The 18,657-nt window shown below is 62.5% G+C and carries 13 protein-coding genes and 1 pseudogene; 12 read left to right on the top strand and 2 right to left on the bottom strand.

Going from position 1 to position 18,657, the window contains the following annotated elements; translation table 11 throughout:
• Positions 1–189: 189 nt before the first annotated feature.
• From ACGFY9_RS46060 to ACGFY9_RS46050, 3 genes are all read left to right on the top strand, one after another.
• Positions 190–1,368, top strand: a complete 1,179-nt coding sequence (locus tag ACGFY9_RS46060; protein ID WP_393764702.1) for a protein kinase family protein — start codon at positions 190–192, stop codon at positions 1,366–1,368.
• A 1,559-nt stretch (positions 1,369–2,927) separates the two neighbouring features.
• The gene (locus tag ACGFY9_RS46055; RefSeq protein ID WP_393764700.1) at positions 2,928–3,281 is read left to right on the top strand and encodes a hypothetical protein; all 354 of its coding nucleotides are present in this window, start codon (positions 2,928–2,930) and stop codon (positions 3,279–3,281) included.
• Positions 3,282–3,426: 145 nt separating this feature from the next.
• The gene (locus ACGFY9_RS46050) at positions 3,427–4,080 is read left to right on the top strand and encodes a hypothetical protein (protein ID WP_393764698.1); all 654 of its coding nucleotides are present in this window, start codon (positions 3,427–3,429) and stop codon (positions 4,078–4,080) included.
• A gap of 136 nt (positions 4,081–4,216) precedes the next feature.
• On the opposite strand, the gene ACGFY9_RS46045 is transcribed toward ACGFY9_RS46050, so the two are convergent.
• Complete coding sequence (locus ACGFY9_RS46045) at positions 4,217–4,864, bottom strand: hypothetical protein (RefSeq protein WP_393764696.1); 648 nt, start codon at positions 4,862–4,864, stop codon at positions 4,217–4,219.
• Between the two features lie 375 nt (positions 4,865–5,239).
• On the opposite strand from ACGFY9_RS46045, the gene ACGFY9_RS46040 reads away from it, so the two are divergent.
• The 8 genes from ACGFY9_RS46040 (at position 5,240) to ACGFY9_RS46005 (ending at position 14,890) form a co-directional block, all read left to right on the top strand.
• Positions 5,240–5,623: a hypothetical protein gene (locus ACGFY9_RS46040; protein ID WP_393764695.1), complete on the top strand. Its 384-nt coding sequence runs from the start codon at positions 5,240–5,242 to the stop codon at positions 5,621–5,623.
• Positions 5,624–6,063: 440 nt separating this feature from the next.
• Positions 6,064–7,062: a CBASS oligonucleotide cyclase gene (locus ACGFY9_RS46035; protein ID WP_393764693.1), complete on the top strand. Its 999-nt coding sequence runs from the start codon at positions 6,064–6,066 to the stop codon at positions 7,060–7,062.
• A 2-nt stretch (positions 7,063–7,064) separates the two neighbouring features.
• Entirely contained in the window at positions 7,065–7,580 is a 516-nt protein-coding gene (locus ACGFY9_RS46030) for a hypothetical protein (protein ID WP_393764691.1), read from the top strand.
• 29 nt (positions 7,581–7,609) lie between these two features.
• The gene (locus ACGFY9_RS46025; RefSeq protein ID WP_393764689.1) at positions 7,610–8,530 is read left to right on the top strand and encodes an AAA family ATPase; all 921 of its coding nucleotides are present in this window, start codon (positions 7,610–7,612) and stop codon (positions 8,528–8,530) included.
• Positions 8,530–10,014 carry an SAVED domain-containing protein gene (locus ACGFY9_RS46020; protein ID WP_393764687.1) on the top strand — a complete coding sequence of 495 codons (1,485 nt, stop codon included), beginning with the start codon at positions 8,530–8,532 and terminating at the stop codon, positions 10,012–10,014. Before ACGFY9_RS46025 ends, ACGFY9_RS46020 begins: the two co-directional genes overlap by 1 nt.
• A 244-nt stretch (positions 10,015–10,258) precedes the next feature.
• Complete coding sequence (locus ACGFY9_RS46015) at positions 10,259–11,935, top strand: Eco57I restriction-modification methylase domain-containing protein (protein ID WP_393764685.1); 1,677 nt, start codon at positions 10,259–10,261, stop codon at positions 11,933–11,935.
• Positions 11,936–11,949: 14 nt separating this feature from the next.
• Positions 11,950–12,708, top strand: a complete 759-nt coding sequence (locus ACGFY9_RS46010) for a PaeR7I family type II restriction endonuclease (protein ID WP_393764683.1) — start codon at positions 11,950–11,952, stop codon at positions 12,706–12,708.
• A 115-nt stretch (positions 12,709–12,823) separates the two neighbouring features.
• Positions 12,824–14,890: a PaeR7I family type II restriction endonuclease gene (locus ACGFY9_RS46005; RefSeq protein ID WP_393764681.1), complete on the top strand. Its 2,067-nt coding sequence runs from the start codon at positions 12,824–12,826 to the stop codon at positions 14,888–14,890.
• 245 nt (positions 14,891–15,135) lie between these two features.
• Here the strand turns inward: ACGFY9_RS46005 and ACGFY9_RS46000 are convergent, their stop codons facing one another.
• Positions 15,136–16,515, bottom strand: a complete 1,380-nt coding sequence (locus ACGFY9_RS46000; protein WP_393764679.1) for an IS1380 family transposase — start codon at positions 16,513–16,515, stop codon at positions 15,136–15,138.
• 579 nt (positions 16,516–17,094) lie between these two features.
• Between ACGFY9_RS46000 and ACGFY9_RS45995 the strand changes: the two are divergent.
• A pseudogene (locus tag ACGFY9_RS45995) lies at positions 17,095–18,348 on the top strand (IS3 family transposase).
• Positions 18,349–18,657: the final 309 nt, after the last annotated feature.

The following is an 18,657-nucleotide window of genomic DNA, read 5'->3' as shown; positions in this document are numbered from 1 at the left end:
ATGGGTCACGCCCGCTCCACGGTGTGTGGGTCGACGGCAGACGGGACGGAAGCTGGGGGGTGAGTGTTGGAGGGCCCCTTGCTATCGCCATTTCCTGGATTCCCATCCCGGCAACCTCAATCAGACCTTAACCTGACTACACATCAAAAGAGGGCGGCATGCGGTAAGTAGCCGTCAGGAGGTAGAGCAGTGGCTGACCCTACCGAGCTAATGCTGGCCGACCTCTCGCAGTCGTATGCGGACATTAAAGTTTCGAATGCATTCCTGCGCCTATACGAGAGTGATACTCACTTCGGTCGCGCTTTCGCTAGTCTTCATGAGCGGTTGAATGGGCATTTCGAATCTATCAACGACAGGGCGGAGACGACCCGCCACTACTGGGCTGAATCGAGCAGAGAAATGCTCGCACTTGCCAACGAAGTGGAAAACCTACTTCAGTCCCTCAAGCATGCAGGCGTTCAGGTTCACCTCGCGGAATCCTACGTGGCCGCGATAGAGAGCTGCCAGTCATGGCTTGTACGGAGTGGAGGCAGCACCGTTCCAGATGACTTTGAGCAGATTGAAATCATCAAGTACGAGCCTGTCTTCTCACGCCCAGACACCGAGATCAAGTTGAAGAAGTCTGGACAACGAACCCAGCTGCAACTTATCGGCGAGGGTTCATACGCGAAAGTGTTCTCATTTATTGACCCTGACTACGGGGTAAAATTCGCACTCAAGCGCGCCAATAAGGACCTGAATGAAAGGGACCTCTATCGATTCCGGCAAGAGTTCGACATCCTCAAGCGTTTAAGATTCCCCTACATTGTTGAGGTATTTCAGTACGACAGCGACCGCCACGAATACCTAATGGAGTTCTGTGAGTCCACACTCCGAAACTTTATCAAGAAGCGCAATAATACGTTGCCGTTTTCTTCGCGAAAGAGGATTGCGCTACAGTTCCTTTACGGCATCAATTACATCCACAGCCAAGGCCTTCTTCATCGCGATGTCAGCCTTCAGAACGTTCTAGTCAAGACCTTCAATGGTGGCGCCGTCCTTGTAAAGCTCTCGGACTTCGGACTCGCCAAGGATAAGAATTCTGAGTACACGCGAACAAAGACAGAGATGCGTGGAACAATTCGGGACCCCCTGCTGGCCAGCTTCAAGGAATACGGCGTATGCAACGAGATCTACTCGATAGGTTGGGTGCTTTCCTATATCTTCAGCGGAAAGGAGGCCCTGATGGCCCAAAAAGATACCCCGAGCCAGATTGTGCGAAAATGCACGGCGCACGATGTTGCCCATCGGTACCAGAGCGTGCGCGATCTAATTGGTGACGTCGAGAAACTGGAAGCTACTCCGCCCCCCACGGACGCGCCTACTTGACGTCTACTATCACTCAATTCATGCAGCGGCCAGTATCAGGCCCTACGCGAGCGAGGCATTGTCGTCTATTGTGTGACAACAGCTACGGGCTCGCTAAGGCGCTAGGGGGGCCGGCGTCCTTGGCGCATTCGTGAGTACCTGACCGGTGGTTGGCAGAGGAGGCTGGTTCTGCCTGTGATTGTCGGCAGTCTTCATTAGTGCAGCCCAACCGACAGACCAGAAGAAGGTTAAGCAAAAATCTGTGCCGCCAGCCGCCATCGAGGGCAGCGCATCCGTTCATCGCTTGTGCGCTGATGTATAGCTTATATTTCTATTTAAGTGCCGCTGCAGCGCGACGCGGCTACTTCACAAGCATCGGGAGCCATTGTGAGCCAACGCGACGACTTCAGCGCAAGAACATTGGACGAGCTAGCAAAGCGAGTTTCCTTCCGATGCTCCGCTCCGTCGTGCAATACAGATACGGTTGGGCCATCAGATTCACGGAAGAGCGGAGTCACAAATATCGGCGTTGGTGCCCACATTACCGCAGCAGCAGCAGCGAGCCTCATACGATAACGGAATTTGGCTCTGCGGGAACCATGCGAAACTAATTGACGACAATGAAGACCGCTATACGGAGAAGCTCCTTCAATCATGGAAGAAGAGCGCCGAGCGGAATGCCCGTATCCGAGTTGGTCAACCTACAGGATCGCGCGCGCAAAGCCTCCTCATTGACCACGAGGTGATCGTACCGAAGGGAGACCCGCGTCAGTATGTACAGGAATTTTTCGAGGATACTGGGGCGATCCAATCATGGAGCCAGGAGGTATACGATTCGACTCTTTTCCTAGTGTATGAGATAGCCCTAAACGCTCTCACCCACGGACGGTCGGAAACTCTGTCAATGAAAACAAGGAAAGGTTGCCTACACATATTCTATGAGGCTCAGGATTTTGGCCCTTTGGATCTAGAGGTATCTAAGGGCCGCGGTGGCGCCGCAGCGCTCAAATCGTTCCGGAGACAGTGTGACGGGTTCATGGAGCTTGCATATCGTCACCTAGATGGAATGAGCGAATGGATCCTGATAGACCTAACCAGAAGCCTAAATCACAGGCACCCTTGCGGCCTGCAGCTAACTAGGAGCACTATTGAGGGTGGAGATTTTAATAGGGTTCAGGGATGCGCCGAAGTCCACATATACATCCGCTCCAAAATATTCTCTTTCAGTGACGCGGGAAGATTGACCAAACAGCTAGTAGCGCGACTTCCTGACCGTTGCTATGTATTCCATAATGTGAGTAGGAACCCCGATCTTCGCGAATACATAACCGACAAGATGCCTCGCGTGCGGTTTGTTCCTGCTTAACCTATGTCACCCAGATTTCGTCTCATTTCAGCCCCCTTCACGGCCGTTCATCAAAGCACGCACGTCAAGCTCGCCTCACAAGCCAACGTCCATGAAGCCTAGGTGAACGTCCTGGCGCACAGCCCACCACTCCACCACCACAGTTGGAAGCGTGTTGATCCTCACGACAGCGCCGACCCACAGCATCGCCAGTCGCGGCAGCTAGGTTGAGGGCGTGGACGAGGAAGCGATCACCATCAGGCTCACGCGCGATCAAGCGTTCGTGCTGTCGGACTGGCTCTACCGAGTCATGTTCCAGTCCGACGACCTTGAAGGGATCGTGCACGACCGAGCGGTGTGGTCGCCGATCTACGCGATCTCCGGCACGCTGGACAAAACTCTGAGCGAGATCTTCATGCCCGACTACGGGCCGCGCCTTGAAACGGCCAAGGAGCGTCTCCGCACTGATCTCTACGGCGGAGCCGGCGAGTCGACAGCACCAGGCCAGGGCACGACCGACGCACCACAAGCGCACCAGATAGAGCGGGGAACAGCGGGGAACCACGGGGAAAGCGACCAAGGGCAATGAGACCAGGTCCCAGGCGAACGCCCAGTTCAGCAGCCTTGCCCACCCCAAATGCCCACAGCTTCCCAAGCTGATCGCTCGCCGTTCGATGCGTAACGATCAGGCATCACCACGGCATCGGCCACGACGCCGATGTGATGCTCTCGCCATGGTCAGCGAGGAAACCTCAACGCACGAGAGCGACCCGACCGTCGTCTCTGCCAAGGAAGTAACTGCGGCCGTCACCAAGCGCCGTCGTAACCCAGGAACGAGCATGCTGACCCTCACCGCAGTGGCCTCCCTGGCAGTCGGCGCTGGCTTTGGCTACGCCATTGCGCACTCTTCCAAGTCTGGAAGCACCACTGCGTCCGGAGGCGCTCCACTCATTACCGGGGTCAGCAAGAAGACTGTCTGCAAACTCGTGAGCGGTGCGATGCAACAGCAACTCAGCATCAGACAGGCATCTCCTATGGCTGAGGAGAAGGGTGGTGCCTCCTGCTATCTGACGATGACGGAGGACGGCGCAGCTGAGCCGGCCGGGTTCGTGGTCGCCTTCTACCCCACCACAGCATCCTTGCAGCAGACGGTGGATGGCACAGACGTGATCCCTGAGAAGGCAGAGCCGCTGTTGATCGAGGGGCGTGCTGCTGCTCGCCAAGTCCTATACGGCGACGCTTGGAAGGCTCAGCTCACCGTTGACGTAGGTGCTGGAGCAACGCTGTACGTCGAGCGGTTCGGCCCCAAAGACTCGCTGTCGGAACGAGAGCTGCGTCGGTCCGTCGACGACCTTGCCGCGAGCGTTCTCAAGGGGCAGAAAACGTGAGCGAGCAAGCGGTCAGCCTGGGCTCATTGCACTGGCTCGATCGTTCATGAGGGTCCCTCAGCTTACTGAGGGACCCTCATGAACGATCGAGCTAAGCGATGGTCTGCAGCTTTCCTTTCGATGGCAGGTGGCGCGCCTATTCGAAAGGTGGAGCGACTGCCACCCACATACTGCTGATCGAGCCCGTATCGACGGTTACTGCGGTGGGGTCGATGCTGGACTCCTCTGCAATCGTCGTTGCCCAGCAATCCCCCCAAGTCGCCACCCAGTCGCCGGCCAGGTCGCTGTTGGGATCGAGATCCTCGGGTTTGCCCGTGATGCCGTACGCGTCGAGGAGCCGTCGCTCGACTCCGAACGGTTCGCCCAGAGCGAGCTCCGGGCACTCACTGATCCAACGCCTGACGATCTGCCCGCGTTCGGCGATCAGCCATGCCTCCCCGTCGTTCTGCTCACCGTGGAAAAAGAGTTGGGCTTTGCCGAACTGCGCGCTCAACTCTCGGCATAGCTCGGAGACGTGCGCTGTCTGCTGCGGATAGGGCAGGCCGAAGTACGGTCCGACGACCAGGGTCCACCCCCGCATGGGTGGGATGACGACGACTGCGGAGAACGGCTCCTCCTCGTCGTGCGCCACCTCGTCGATGAGTTCCACCCCGTCGGCCCAGGTAATCTCCCGCACCTCCGTCAAACCGAGGGCCTTCTCCACCTTCGCCTGATCGACGGTCGCGACCGCGAGCCATGAGAGCCAACAGGCACGTATGAGTGGTGCGGATTCGGAGGTCCCCATGGCCTGCATCCTAGGGACCGACTCGTAGAACTCGCGCGCCCTGCCAACTGCTGGCGAGGTACCGGACGGACGTGCCAGATGCGTGCCAGATCTCGCGGAGAACCACGGGGAACAGCGGGGAACCAGTCGGCAACCACCCGGCCCCCGTTCCAGATCCGCCGCACGTCAGCTCAGCAACCGTCCATCTATGACCCAAGCTTCCCAGGCTGAGGTCCCGTGAGGGCACGAAAGTTGGTGGCTCCGTCACTGATATCAACAGGGACGTACGGAGGCGTGGCCACTAGCATCCGCCCATGACGTCACATCAGGCGAATGCCGCGTAGGTCCCCGCGCGAGGTGAGAGCCACCGCGCCCGATGGGCAAAGCGATGATGCAGTGAGCACACTGCTCATCAGCGCGTGTCCTGGGCCGCCAACGTGCGCTGCCGTTCACACGTACCTCTTCGTCGACGGGCTCGACATGGTCACGCGCAGCGACAGCAGAATGGCTGGCCTCGATCCGAGACGGCTGCTCCGCCCAGGCGGACCGCTCTATCCGACGGATACGCCGCGCACAGTGGATGTGGCAACCCAGGAGCAGCCCGAGCCAGGGCCGGGCAGGCTGGCCATCCAGGTCCGGCTCCGGGGCGAGACGGTCATCTGGTCAGACCTCATGTACCCGGGCCCTGATGGCAGGCCCATCGAGGAGATTCGCTTCCGCCTGGAGCAGTACCTGAGTGAAGTCGAGCGCGCATACGCGGTGTTGAAAGACGGCCTGTAGCGGCTGTACGGCAACGCCCGTCTCAGTTTCCGTCTCATTCAGCAGCGTTCAACGCCGTTCAGACCAGACCGAAGCCGGTAGCCGCGCCCACGGTCGAACGCCCATGAACGCAGGTGAACGGCCCCGTCCGAAGGCGCAAGCCCAACCACCACAGTTGGAAAGCGTGTTGGGGGCAACCCCTCACGAGTTCGAATCTCGTATCCTCCGCCAGTGCCTCACCGGGCACGATGTCGAAGGGCCCCACCGTCCGCGGTGGGGCCCTTCTTCGTGCGTGGTTGCAGTTTTGGTTGCAGTTCGTGCGGCGGGCGCAACCGGAGGGCCCGGCAGACAGTCCGCTATCGGCTCCTGGGCATCCCGCGCAACTTCGACCGGGTTTGTCAGTGGTGCGTGGTAACCCTGTTCTCCTACCGATCGGCTCCTCGGGTGAAGGGTGAACAGCCATGGCGGGGGAGAACTACGTCGACCACGAGGTCCTCAAGGCATTCGCGAAGAACAAGGTGAACGTGCCGAAGGAGGAGGCGAAGGAACGCCGCCGCCAGGTGAACTACCTGCGGGAGCGGCTGGAGAACTACATCGCCGCCCACCCGGACTTCGACCTGGTGAAGCTCCGCGCGTCTGGCAGCACGGCCAAGCACACAGCGATCCGTCGCAGGCGCGGCACAGGGTCTGACGCGGATGTCGCCGCCTACCTGCGCGTCAGCGACCCCGACATCGACGTCTCGACGATATTGGCCTGGCTGGAGGAGCGCTGCAAAGAGGTCTATGGCAAGACGAAGATCGCGGAGGACTTCAAGCCCTCCGATCACGCGGTCGGCATCACTATGCGGGGCTCCAGCTTGAAGATCGACGTGGTGCCGGTGCTCTACACCGGCGAGCCGGACGACCAGGGCTACCTGGTCACCAGCGGCGGCATCAAGGTACTCACCTCGGTCACGCTGCACCTGCGCTTCATCGAAAAGCGCAAGGGGGAGGCCGGCGACGGTTACCGGGAGCTCATCCGCCTGCTGAAGGCGTGGATCCGCGAGAGCAAGGAAGGCGATCCGCAGCTGCGCTGCAAGTCCTTCCTGATTGAACTCTTGGTCGGGCACCTCTGGGACGTCGGCTGGAACGGAAAGCCACTGCAGGTCGACGACTATCCGCAGGCAATCGAGCAGGTGCTCTCCTACATCGTCCGCACCGGCCTGAAGACACCGATCGTCTTCACCGACTACTACACGGCCGACGAGGTGAGCTCGACGACAGACCCCATCCAGGTCTGGGACCCGGTCAACCCGGAGAACAACGTCGCTCGCGGCTACACCGAGTTCGACCGCCAGCGGTTGGTCAACCACGCCAAGACCACCCTCGACACCCTCACGACGGCCGCTTACGCGGCCACGAAGAGTGAGGCGCTCGACCTCTGGCGCGAGCTGTTCGGCCCCACCTTCCCGGGAGAGTGACCATGACCGGCTCGTACTCCAGATCCGCTTCCGGTTCGTTCACGATCACGGATGCCCGCTACGTCGGAGGCAGAGTCGCCGCCGACCTGCGCCTGTTGTACAACCTCTACGGCGAGCCCTTCCACGAGCGGATCGAGAAGTTCGCCGAAGAGGTCACCCTGCTTCTGCGAGACGGATATCTCGACACCGTCGACTACGGCTTCCGTGACACCGCCGCCAACGCCTGGAAGTTCCGCCTGCGCTACAAGGCCACGGCCGGCGGCCAGCTCATCGACTCCCGACCGGGCAGCTTCCCGGACCCCGTCGACCTCGCCGGCTACACCTTTCACAGCTTCCTGAACTACAGCTCCACCTTCTGGCTCCTGACCAGCAGCCAGCAGACCGGGGTCAAGGAGGCCCTGCCGATCTCCCGGACGACCGGCACCGCCCCGAGTGCCGTCGCGGGCACCAGCACCACTGGGCACGGCTACGCCCGCAACGGCACTGGCGTCTCACGCGACGTCTACGTCGCCTACTAGTCCAGCGCTATCCGCAGGAGAACGAGCACGTGACCAGCCAGGACGACCTGTTCCACCCCGTCATCGAGTTGCCAGAGCCCACCCGCCGCGCCCGCTACGACCGTCTGGTCGGCCTGGACGAGACGAAGCTGCGCCTACGCAAAGAAGCCTCGCTCCTCGCGGACCCGCGCCGACTTCGGTCCTGGGCCGCGCAGCACCACGGCGGCAATGTCGCCGCTCTCGCTCTGTTCGCAGACAGGGCGCCGCTGTTCGTTTTCGCCGGCGACGTCGGCTCCGGCAAGTCTGCCCTGGCCGAATCTTTCGGCTGCGACCTCGCCGACTGGCTCGATCTGCCGGTGTACCTGTACCGGCTCAAGCTCGCCACCCGCGGCAGCGGCCTGGTCGGCGAGATGACCTCCCTCATTGGAGACGCCTTTACCCACATGCACACGATGGGCAAGCGCGCGTCGGGCCCTGAGGGAGCACGCGCAGTGCAGATTCTTGTCGTCGATGAGGCCGACGCCCTGGTGCAGTCCCGCGAGGCCCAGCAGATGCACCATGAGGATCGGGCCGGCGTCGACGCGTTCTTGGCCGGCATCGACGGCTTGGCCGGCGCCGCGCTCCCAGTCGTCATCGTGCTGTGCACCAACCGGGTCGGCGCTCTCGATCCGGCCGTCATGCGCCGCGCCGCGGCCACATTCACCTTCGCCCGCCCCAGCGACGAGCAGCGCCACGCGGTCCTCACCCAAGCACTCGACGGACTCGGCATCCGGCCGGAGACCGTCCGCAAGGTCGTCGAGCTCACCGGCCCAACCGCGGACCGCCCCGGCTACACCTTCTCCGACCTCACCCAGCGCCTGGTCCCGGCAGCAGTTTTCCGCGCCTTCCCAGACCGACCCGTCATGGACGAGGACCTGCTCGTCCTTGCTGAGAACCTGGAGCCCACCCCTATCTTCACCGAGGAGCGCTGATGGCCCACCTCCCCGCCCCCGGCCCCACCAGCGTCCGCACAACCGGCGACTACTACCAATGGCTCGTCGCCTGGGAAGCCTGCCTGACCCTCTTGCGCGAGAACGCCGCCCGCTCGCACAACCCCGTCCGCGCTATCGGCGTCGAGCTCGACGGTGCGGGCAATCTCGACGATGTCGTCCTGTTGCGCGACATTCCCCCGAACACCCACAAGCAGGTCAAGTACGCGGTCGACAGCGCCACGCCGGTCAACGAGGAGTACTTGACCAAGCCCAGCGTCACCGGTGGCCCGTCGATCCTCAGGAAGATCGCCAAGACGTGGAAGGTATTGACCTCGGACGGTGGCAGCGCCGACCTGCGCCTGGTCACCAACCGGGCGGCCGACCCCAAGGACGGCCTGGTGGCCCACCGCGACGCCCGCACCGGCCTCCTGATGCCCAAAGCAGCTGTCGGCGGAGCCAGGTCTGACCGAGCCAAGGCTCGTACCCGGTGGGCGAAGGAGGCAGGGCTGACCGAGGCCGAGCTCATCGACCTCCTGTCGGTGCTGCGCTTTGACCTGCCTCTGGACATGGTCTGGTATCAAGAGAATCTTCGACTCCTGATGGCCGTTACCGGGCTTCGCCATGACCAGCGGGCACTTGAAGAGGGAGCCGGCTGGGTCGCCAAAATGGTCCGCGACGGCCGACGTGAACTCACCCTGGCAGTCATCGAGGCCGGCGTCGCTGAGCTGAATCTGAAGGCCGGCCCCGCCCGGGCCGTCCTGTCGATCGCCACTCTCAAGCCGGACCCGCTAGCACCGGACGCCGACCACGCCATCGACTGGGTCGACCGCTTCGACGGCGACTCCGACTACACCAAGCGCCGTCCCCTATCGCCGAACACCTGGGCCCAGCTGCAGGCAGACATCGAGACCGCACCAGGACGTCTGCCCGCCGGGACAACCGCCGTCTCCGTCACCGGCAGCATCCGTCTCGCGCCTGCCTTCCTGGTCGGCACCACCTTCCGCATGGTCACTGGCACCGACCTCGCGGCAGTACAACGCGGGAGGGCCGGCAGTCAGCTCTGGTCCACCAACGACCCCTTCGAGACGGCCATGGCCCCGAGAGCCATCGAGCACGAGATCGGCAAAGGTGGCGAGATCGCCGTCGCCATCGCCGTCGCGATGAACCCCACCGAGGACGTCCTGGAGTATCTGCGCGAACAGAACCTCCCTGTCGGCAAGCTGATTGTCCTCACCCCGCCGAGCGGCACAGCGAACGACGGCTCCATCCCCGACAGCACCGCCGCCAACGCCCTAGCGGTCGGCATCCGCGACCACCTCCGCCGCTCCACCCGCAAGGTCCGGCGAATGCACCTCTTCCTCGCCTGCCCCATGGGACTTGCTGTTCTGCTGGGAAACCGGTGGAACCGCCTATGCCAGACCGTTGTGTACGAAGACATCAAAATCGACGACGGATACGAAGCGGCATTCACCGTGGAGGCATAAGAGGCTCAAGCCTAAGGGCGCCGGACCTCAAAGTTCGTAGGGCTGCGGGCGCGCTCCGCATGGCCCACCTGCACCAGTGGGATCAGGCCGTGGGTGGCTCGCCAGCCCGGGTCCAAAGCAGCCCGCCGGCCTTGGCCGCTGTTTCCTTAGAGAGGCGGTCGGTCAAATGCTGGTAGCGGCGACGCATGCGGGCCGACCTGTGGATAACTCTCGTGGCCGAGATCCGCCCTAGTAATGTCAAGACGTGGCCACTCCCCTGTTGTTCGACACCGCTCTCCACGCCCTCCCCTCAGTCCCCGCCGAGGCCGTGGAGCACGGTGAGGTGTTCACCCGCCGCTGGGTTGTGGACCTGATCCTCGACCTCGTGGGATACACGCCAGACAAGGGCCTCTGCGACGTGAAGCTCGTAGAGCCGGCATGCGGCTCAGGAGCATTCTTGGGAGCAGTCGCGTCACGGATTAGCGCATCCTGCCGCAAGCAGGGTCGTCCCATCAGTGACGCACGCGGAGCTGTACGCGCGCTCGATCTGCTGGAACGCAACGTCCGAAAGAGCCGCACAGTTGTCGAAAAGCAACTGGTCGACGATGGCTGGCAACCGGCGGAAGCCCAGCAGGTAGCGGCATCTTGGATCGACCAAGGTGACTACCTGCTTCAGCCCGAAGCGACCCAACACGCGGACTACGTGGTCGGCAACCCGCCCTACATCCGCCTGGAGGACGTCCCCGCCGACAGAATGGCGGTCTACCGTCACGCATGCCCCACCATGGGGGGCCGTGCAGACATCTACGTCGGCTTCTTCGAAGTCGCGCTCCGAAGCCTAGGCCCAGGAGGACAGCTGGGCTTCATCTGTGCGGACCGATGGATGCGCAACCAATACGGCCGCCAGCTCCGGCAGCTGGTGACCAAGAGCTTCAGCATGGACGTGGCTCTGGTCATGCATGAGGTCGACGCCTTCGACGACCAAGTTTCTGCCTACCCAGCGATCACGATCATCTCGAACCGATCCCAGGGCAAGGCGGTGGCAGCGGACACCACTCGGGTGTTCGGCAGAGCGCAGGCCAGCGAGTTCGCCGACTGGTACGCGATGGACTCATCAGAGTCGATCACCACCGCGGCGTTCCAGGCCACCCGCATGCCGCACTGGTTCCCGGACGAGGACTCGTGGCCGGCGGCCTCGCCAGCCAGGCTGGCGATTCTGGAGGAACTCACCGAGCGTTTCCAGCTGTTGGAGGACGGCAAGACCGGGACGCGTGTCGGTATCGGCATCGCCACCGGCGCCGACAAGGTCTTCCTCACGAGGGACCAAGACCTAGTGGAGAGCGAACGGCTGCTGCCCATGGCAATGGTCCGCGACACCACGAGCGGCACACTGGACTGGAACGGTACCTACCTGGTCAACCCATGGACGGCCGAAGGTGACTTGGTCGAGCTCTCCGCCTACCCGCGGCTCGCCGCGTACTTCGAGGAGCACGGCGCCGCTCTACGGAAGCGCTACATCGCGGTCAAGCAGCCCAAGCGCTGGTTCAAGACGATTGACAAGGTCGACCACCGCCTGACGCGACGCCCCAAGCTACTGTTTCCGGACATGAAGCTGACGATCCATCCGGTCCTGGACGAAGGTCAGCTGTACCCTCACCACAACCTGTACTTCATCGTCTCGGACGTCTGGGACATGCGGGTACTCGGTGGTCTGCTGCTGTCCAAAGTCGCGGAAGCATTCGTGGAGGCGTACGCGGTCAAGATGCGAGGGGGAACGCTCCGTTTCCAGGCGCAATACCTCCGCAAGATTCGTGTGCCCGATCCGGAAGCGATCAGCGAGAAAGACAAAGCGGCCTTGGCGGAAGCGTTCGACAAGCGCGACGTGCAGGCTGCCACCGAGGCCGCCCTGCGTGTCTACGGGCTCGTCGAGCTGCCCGACTAGGGAGGGAACGGATCTTGACGGTCACCCGCCAAGACTTCGAGGACGCCATCGCTCAGTACTGGGGCGCCAAGGCATCACAGAACGATCTGTCAGCCATCAAGGATGCCGTTGGCGCCGGCACTGCGGGATCCGTCCGTGGCGGTAAGCACTTCGACAGCATCGCCGGTCTGATAGCTAAATTCTTCCTGGACGCCGGGTACCCCAAGGAAGCGATCCGCGTAGACAAGGATCTCGAACTTCCGGGCTACTACCGCCCATTGAAGAAGTGGGACATAGTCGTCGCCCACGAAGACACCCTCATCGCCGCCTTCGAACTCAAGGCTCTCGGTGGCCCCTCCTTCGGGAACAACTACAACAACCGGGTCGAGGAAGCTCTAGGGAGCGCGATCGACCTGCAACGTGCAGCCCTCACGGAGTGGTACCCCGGATCACGACCTTGGCTCGGCTACTTCTTCATCATGGAAGACCACCCCAAGTCCAGGAGCGCGGTTCGGTTGGCCTCAAACCCCGCGTACCCCCCGGAGGAAATCTGGCAGGGTACTTCTTACCAAGACCGCTTCGCGATCTTCTGCAAGCGGCTCCTGGATGAAGGGCTCTACAACACGGCCTGCTACATCACCTCCTCCAGGGACAACCCCAGCCCTGGAGAGCCCGAGGAAGCGTTGGACTGGCGTCACTTCTCCGCAGCAATCACCGGTCGACTCGCGGAAATGAAGGCGCTGGGGATCCCCTCAGTCAACGCCGGCCAGCTGCGCACAGACGAACAGTTCTGACCCTCTGCCCGATACATGGCTGGCCCCTGAGCGCCCCCTGGCCCGGGCCAGTGTCAGCCCTCGTCTGTAGCCTCTTGGGCGACGGTCGCGATCAACACTGAGCGGGGGTAGCCAGGTGGCCGAGACGCTAAGGGAGGCAGCTCGAAACTTCTGGGCAGAGGAGCGTAGGCGTCGCGAAGTACGCCTCACCGCTACCGGACCGGATGGCTCCCTAGCCAGTGCCGCGGCAGTGCGGCACCCCTGGACCCGTCTCACCGAGCATGTGATCGAAGCCCTCGTCGAGCGTGGTATCGATCGCTCTTGGATCCAGGTCGGCCGCGATGCCACGCTGCCGGGAGCGTACGGCCTGAGTGCTTCGGCCTGGGACCTGGTGGTGCGCAAGGACGGGATTCCGCTCGCAGCCGCCACATTTACCCAGCTCGGCGGTCCAAGCGCCAGAAACAATATAAATAATCGAATCCAAGAACTGACCTCGACGGCCTTTTCCGTCAGGCAGCACAACGATGACGATTTTCAACCTTACCTCGGACTCTTCTTCATCCTTGAAGAAAGCGACCGCGTAAACGCCCCCACTCTAAGGCCGGGAGAAAGCGGTGCCGCCCGCAGCGGACCGTCACACAAGCAACGGCTAGCCGAGACCTTTGCACAGTTTTACAGCGACGGACTCTACGACACAATCGCCTACGTCTCCTCCACCAATGGAGAGAATCCATCGCTCTACGAACCTCGCACCGATATGTCCATCGAGGGCTTCATCGAGGGCTTCACAAAGAGAGTACTGTCGCACTCCTTCAGCCCCCTCCTGAAGTTGTGGGGGGATCTGACAAAAGTTCCACCGCACCTTGACCGTTACCGAGAGGTGATTCGAGAAGGGCGGGGCATAAAGAAGGATTACAGCCTTGACCGTATCCCCATCGAAGAAGGCGGCCAGGCAGCGGTATTCCGCGCCTCACATAAGACTTCGAGCGTCGAAGTCGCATTCAAGCGGCGACTGTCTCAGCGAGACAACCCCAGCGCTCGAATGCGCAGAGAAATCGATATAGCCGAGCTACTAAATAACCACCCGAACTATATGCCGATCCTTGATTTCGAGCAGGACCATAAATGGTTCATTATGCCACTGGCTGAAGCGACGGCCGAGGAGAAGCGTGAACAACTGCGAGAATCTGATCACCTGCGCGAGCTGATAAGTTCCATGGGTTCCGTTCTGGCTAAGGCGCACCAACAAGGCTGGATGCACCGCGACATCAAACCCTCAAATGTGCTCCTCCTCGACGGCCGGTGGACCCTCGCAGACTGGGGAGTGGTGCGGCGGCCGCGGGGGCAAACGACCAAAGTCGGCCGGACGGGCCACTTTATTGGCACCGAAGGATTCGCAGCCCCAGAGCTCTTTATAAAGCCTCACGAAGACGCCACGGCGGCCAGCGACATCTACAGCCTCGGGCGAGTGATCGCATGGGCTCTCACCGGCGAGATGCCCCAAACGAATGTTGAACTGCTTCCTCCACCCGGGCCCTGGAGGAACATCGTCAGAGCCTCGACACAGCAGGAAGCCGAGCGCAGGCCACAAAGCATCGACGAGCTGCTAGACCTCATCGATCGTGAATTCAGCGAACCTCAGGAGCCAGCCGTAGCACGTGCCGAAACATTGCTTGATGCTGCCAACTCCGGAGAATCTCATACCACTGACGCGTTCCTTGAACTCATCGCTAGCCACCCGGACGACTACGGACTGTACCTAGATGTTCTGCCTCGGCTGCAACCAAAGCTCGCAGTACCATCGATGTCTCGCAACTCCAGGCAAGCCATTACTCTATTGAGAGCATTGGCCAAGCACGTGGATGGTAACGGAACCAACCTGGTGCAATTTGCTGAAGCAGCACGTGCCGTCACCTGGCTTCACGGACTAGCTATCGGCGCGGCCAGTAGCGATGAATGGGACCTCCTCGATGAATCCATCCGTGCCATGTGCGAGTGGGACGGAAACTGGGATCAGTGGCGCCCACAAGACGCCATTAGACCTTGGCTGCGCACGCTGAGAGGAGACGTCGCAAGGATCGTGGCTCCTGCCTTTCGTGACCATCCGGATTCCGCACGTCATTTCGCCGAGCTGGCCGACGATCGCGCTGTAGATCTAGGAATACGCCAAGCCATCCGGGCAGCCACTGAACGGCACCAGTAATTGCGGTCTGGCGAGAAAGAAGCGTCGCCGATCCGGCAGTACAAAATCACGGCCGAATCGGCGACGAAAGTTAGCCTCGATCGTTCATGAGTCCTCGTCGGTTTACTGACGGGGACTCTGTGCTTGTGTGGTGCGGTCTTTTCGGGCTGGGGCAGGCCGAGGGTCCGGCTTTCGCGTCGGATGGGCGCCGGGTTCCACTTCGCCGGTGTGGTGGTGCGGGTCGTCGGGACGGTCGATGTGGCTAGTCAGCCGGGGTTTGGCAGGGCGTGGAGCCTGACGATCGCGTGGCTGATGACGGCGGTCCAGGGCCATCGGGCGGGCAGGCGGAGCCAGCGGCGACGGCCGGTGTTCACGAGCTGCGCGGCGGCGGAGAATAGCCGCAGCCGGAGCTTCTTGGGTTCCCAGCGGCGGGCATCGCCGGTCAACGCGAGCATCGGCATCCAGGCGAGGAGGTCGAGTGCGAGGGAGACGATCTCCAGCCAGATCCGGTTCTGGGCTGTGTCGTGCAGGGGCAGATTGCGCAGTCCGGTGGCGCGGGCGTTTCGGATGCGATCTTCGCAGCGGGCCCGTCTGCGATGACGCAGTTCCAGGTCTGCGAGCTGGCCGCCGTTGGTGTTGGTCGCGAAACTGGTCAGCCGTAGTCCGTCGAGGTCGGTGAAGCGCAACTGGGCGCCGGGGTGCGGGCGTTCCTTGCGGACGATCAGCCGCATGCCTGTGGGCCAGGTGCTCAGGTCGGGCATGTCGGTGATCTCAGCGACCCAGGCGCCGGGCCGCTCGGTGCCGTCGGCGTCGTAGGCGGGTGTCCATGCCTTCTTCGGGATCTTCAGGACGGCCTGGTGGAGGGCGTCGGTGATGGTCATTCCGACGGAATACGACAGCCACCGGCCCCGGCGGGAGAGCCAGTCGAGGAAGGTGTGGGTGCCGCCGGCGGAGTCGGTGCGGATCAAGGTCTGGCGGCCCCGCCGCAGGTGTTTCGGCAGTTGGGCCAGGGCGAGCTGGGCGGTTTCGATGTGGTCGGTGGCGGTGTTGGAGCCGGCGTTGCCGGGCCGCAGCAGCGCGGCCACCGGTTCCCCGGAGCCGGTCTCGCCGTGGGCGACGAACGCGACGAACGGGTGATGGCCGAAGGTCTTCTTCCAGGTCGCGGTGGCATCCTGCTTCTCGGAGTGCGCCAGGACGAGGACTCCGTCGATGTCCACGATCACGTTGCCATCGGCGGACGGACCATCCGCACCGGCCAACTCCCAGACCCGCGACCGTACTTCTGCCCGCGCCGACCGGATCGCGGTGAGAGCTTTCGGGCCGGCTGCAGCGAGAGCGTCGACGAGACGGGAGACCGTCGGATCGGAGGCAACGGGGCCGAACACGTCGGGCTCGGCCCGCAGCATGCCGACGTCGGCCAGACAGTCCCCGCCGAGCGCGACGGCCAGGGCCACATCCAGCAGGATCTTCCCCGGATCGTGCACTGCCCGCGGCTTGCGCCACGGCGCCAGTGCAGCCGATATCGCGGTGTCCAGGCCGGACTTGCGGACTGTCTCGACCAGCAGCACCGCCCCGGCCTGCGAGACCACCCCACGAACGCCGCCCTCGACACGAACACGCGGATACGACCCGCTACGCTTCTTCACCTGGAGAGTGCTTCTTTCCTCGCAGCTGACAGGACCCTCGAAAGTCCCATCGTTGCAGCTCAGCAGTACTCTTCACCTTTCTGGCCACTTGTTGGGCACGACGATGAACGAGGCGCGAGGCCCGAGATGAACGACCGCAGAATCACAATTGGCTTGCTGGTAACGGGAGCCCTCCTCCTCGTTGCAGGAGGTTCCTGGTTTCTGCTGGGAGGGCACGCGGGCAGGGGCGATGCCGCCTTGGCTGTCGGCTTCGGCTTTGCGTTGATCTGCTTCTCGCAAGCGGCGCGGATGCTGGCCAAGCAACGGTAGATACCCGGAACTGCCTGACTCGCACGCGAGTGGGCGTTGGCCGGGAACACTTTCAGAGTGAAGAGCGACAGGACGTTGCAACGAGACGGTATTAACCTGTCACCCCAGCTCAACGCCCCTTCCTCCCTACTTGGCCACTCATCCCTCGTCCGCTCGGTGAAAGCGCGAGGTTAGCGACCTACCGCATCGCCGTACCTGGCAGGATTCCTCGACCGATCCATGAACCGCCCCGGTTCGAATGGAGACTCGATTTGATGAAAGGATCGAGTCATGGCACGACCTTCCCGTTACCCGCTTGAGCTCCGCCGTCGCGCGGTGCGCATGGTCGCCGAGGTAGGCGACGACTATCCGAACGAGACGGCCGCCCTGCAGGCGGTGGCCGAGAAGCTCGGCATCGGCTCCCGCGAGACGCTGCGGAACTGGGTGAAGCAGCACGAGATCGATACGGGGACACGTCCGGGGGCGACGACGGAGGAGTCCGCCCAGCTCAAGGCGTTGAAGAAGGAGAACGCCGAACTGAAGCGGGCCAACGAGATCCTGAAGGCCGCGGCGAGTTTCTTCGCGGCCGAGCTCGACCGGCCACACACACGCTCGTAGCGTTCATCGACGAGCACCGGGACCGCTTCGGCGGCGTCGAGCCGATCTGCAGGACGCTCACCGAGCACGACTGCAAGATCGCCCCCTTCCACCTACTACGCCCACAAGAAACGCCTCGAAGCTCCCTCCGCCCGTTCCGTGCGCGACGAGGAACTCAAGGAGCGCATCCAAGAGGTCCACACGCCCAACTACCGCGTCTACGGGGCCCGGAAGATCTGGCGCGAACTGAACCGGCAGGGACATGACGTGGCCCGCTGCACCGTCGAGCGCCTCATGCGCGAACTCGGCATCACCGGCGCCGTCCGCGGCAGGAAGGTGATCACCACGCTGCCCGGCGGGCAGGCCGAACGGGCGCCGGACCTGCTGGACCGCGACTTCGTCGCCGACGCCCCCAACCGCTGCTGGGTCGCGGACTTCACCCACGTGAAGACCTGGGCCGGAGTCGTCTACGTCGCCTTCGTCGTGGACACGTTCTCCCGCCGGATCGTCGGCTGGTCCGCGGCCACCGTGAAGGAAACGGTCTTCGTCCTGGACGCCCTGCAGATGGCCGTGTGGCAACGTGACCGCGACCAACACCCAGTTCAGCCAGGCGAGTTGATCCACCACTCGGATGCCGGGTCGCAATATACGAGTTTCCGGCTCGCCGAGCATCTGGACGCCGCCGGCATCGCCGCCTCGATCGGATCGGTCGGCGACGCCTACGACAATGCCCTGATGGAGAGCACGATTGGCCTGTACAAGACCGAGCTGATCAAGCCCAGACGGCCCTGGAAGTCGCTCTCCCAGGTCGAGTTGGCCACCGCAGAATGGGTCGACTGGTACAACCACCGCCGACTCCACGGTGAGATAGGGCACGTTCCGCCCGTCGAGTACGAAGCCAACCACTACATGGAATCCACGAAACCCCAGGTCACAACCATCATCTGAGATCTCTATCGAACCCGGGGCGGTTCAGTTCTACGTGAAGCTGCGTTCGGCTACCAGCGCTCTGGCATGCCTGACCACCAGCGATGGGATGTCCTTCGCACAATGATCGATGCTGCGGCGGCTAGCGGTCGGGAAAGGATCACGGCAACCGAGTACCGCAAAGCAATCGGCTCACGGCCAATCCCGAACCAGGCAGACACCATGGCGCCAGAGGTGATCGTCCGGCAGATCGAACGCCCCGACGTCTGGGCGGCCGTACTCGACCACATCGCAGCAAGTCCCACCAACACAAGGGACGTTCTCCGTCGC

This window comes from Streptomyces sp. NPDC048504 (assembly GCF_043200035.1).
Lineage (GTDB): Bacteria > Actinomycetota > Actinomycetes > Streptomycetales > Streptomycetaceae > Streptomyces.
The sequence above is the reverse complement of the archived record's forward strand: the minus strand, read 5'-3'. Positions and strand labels throughout refer to the sequence as shown.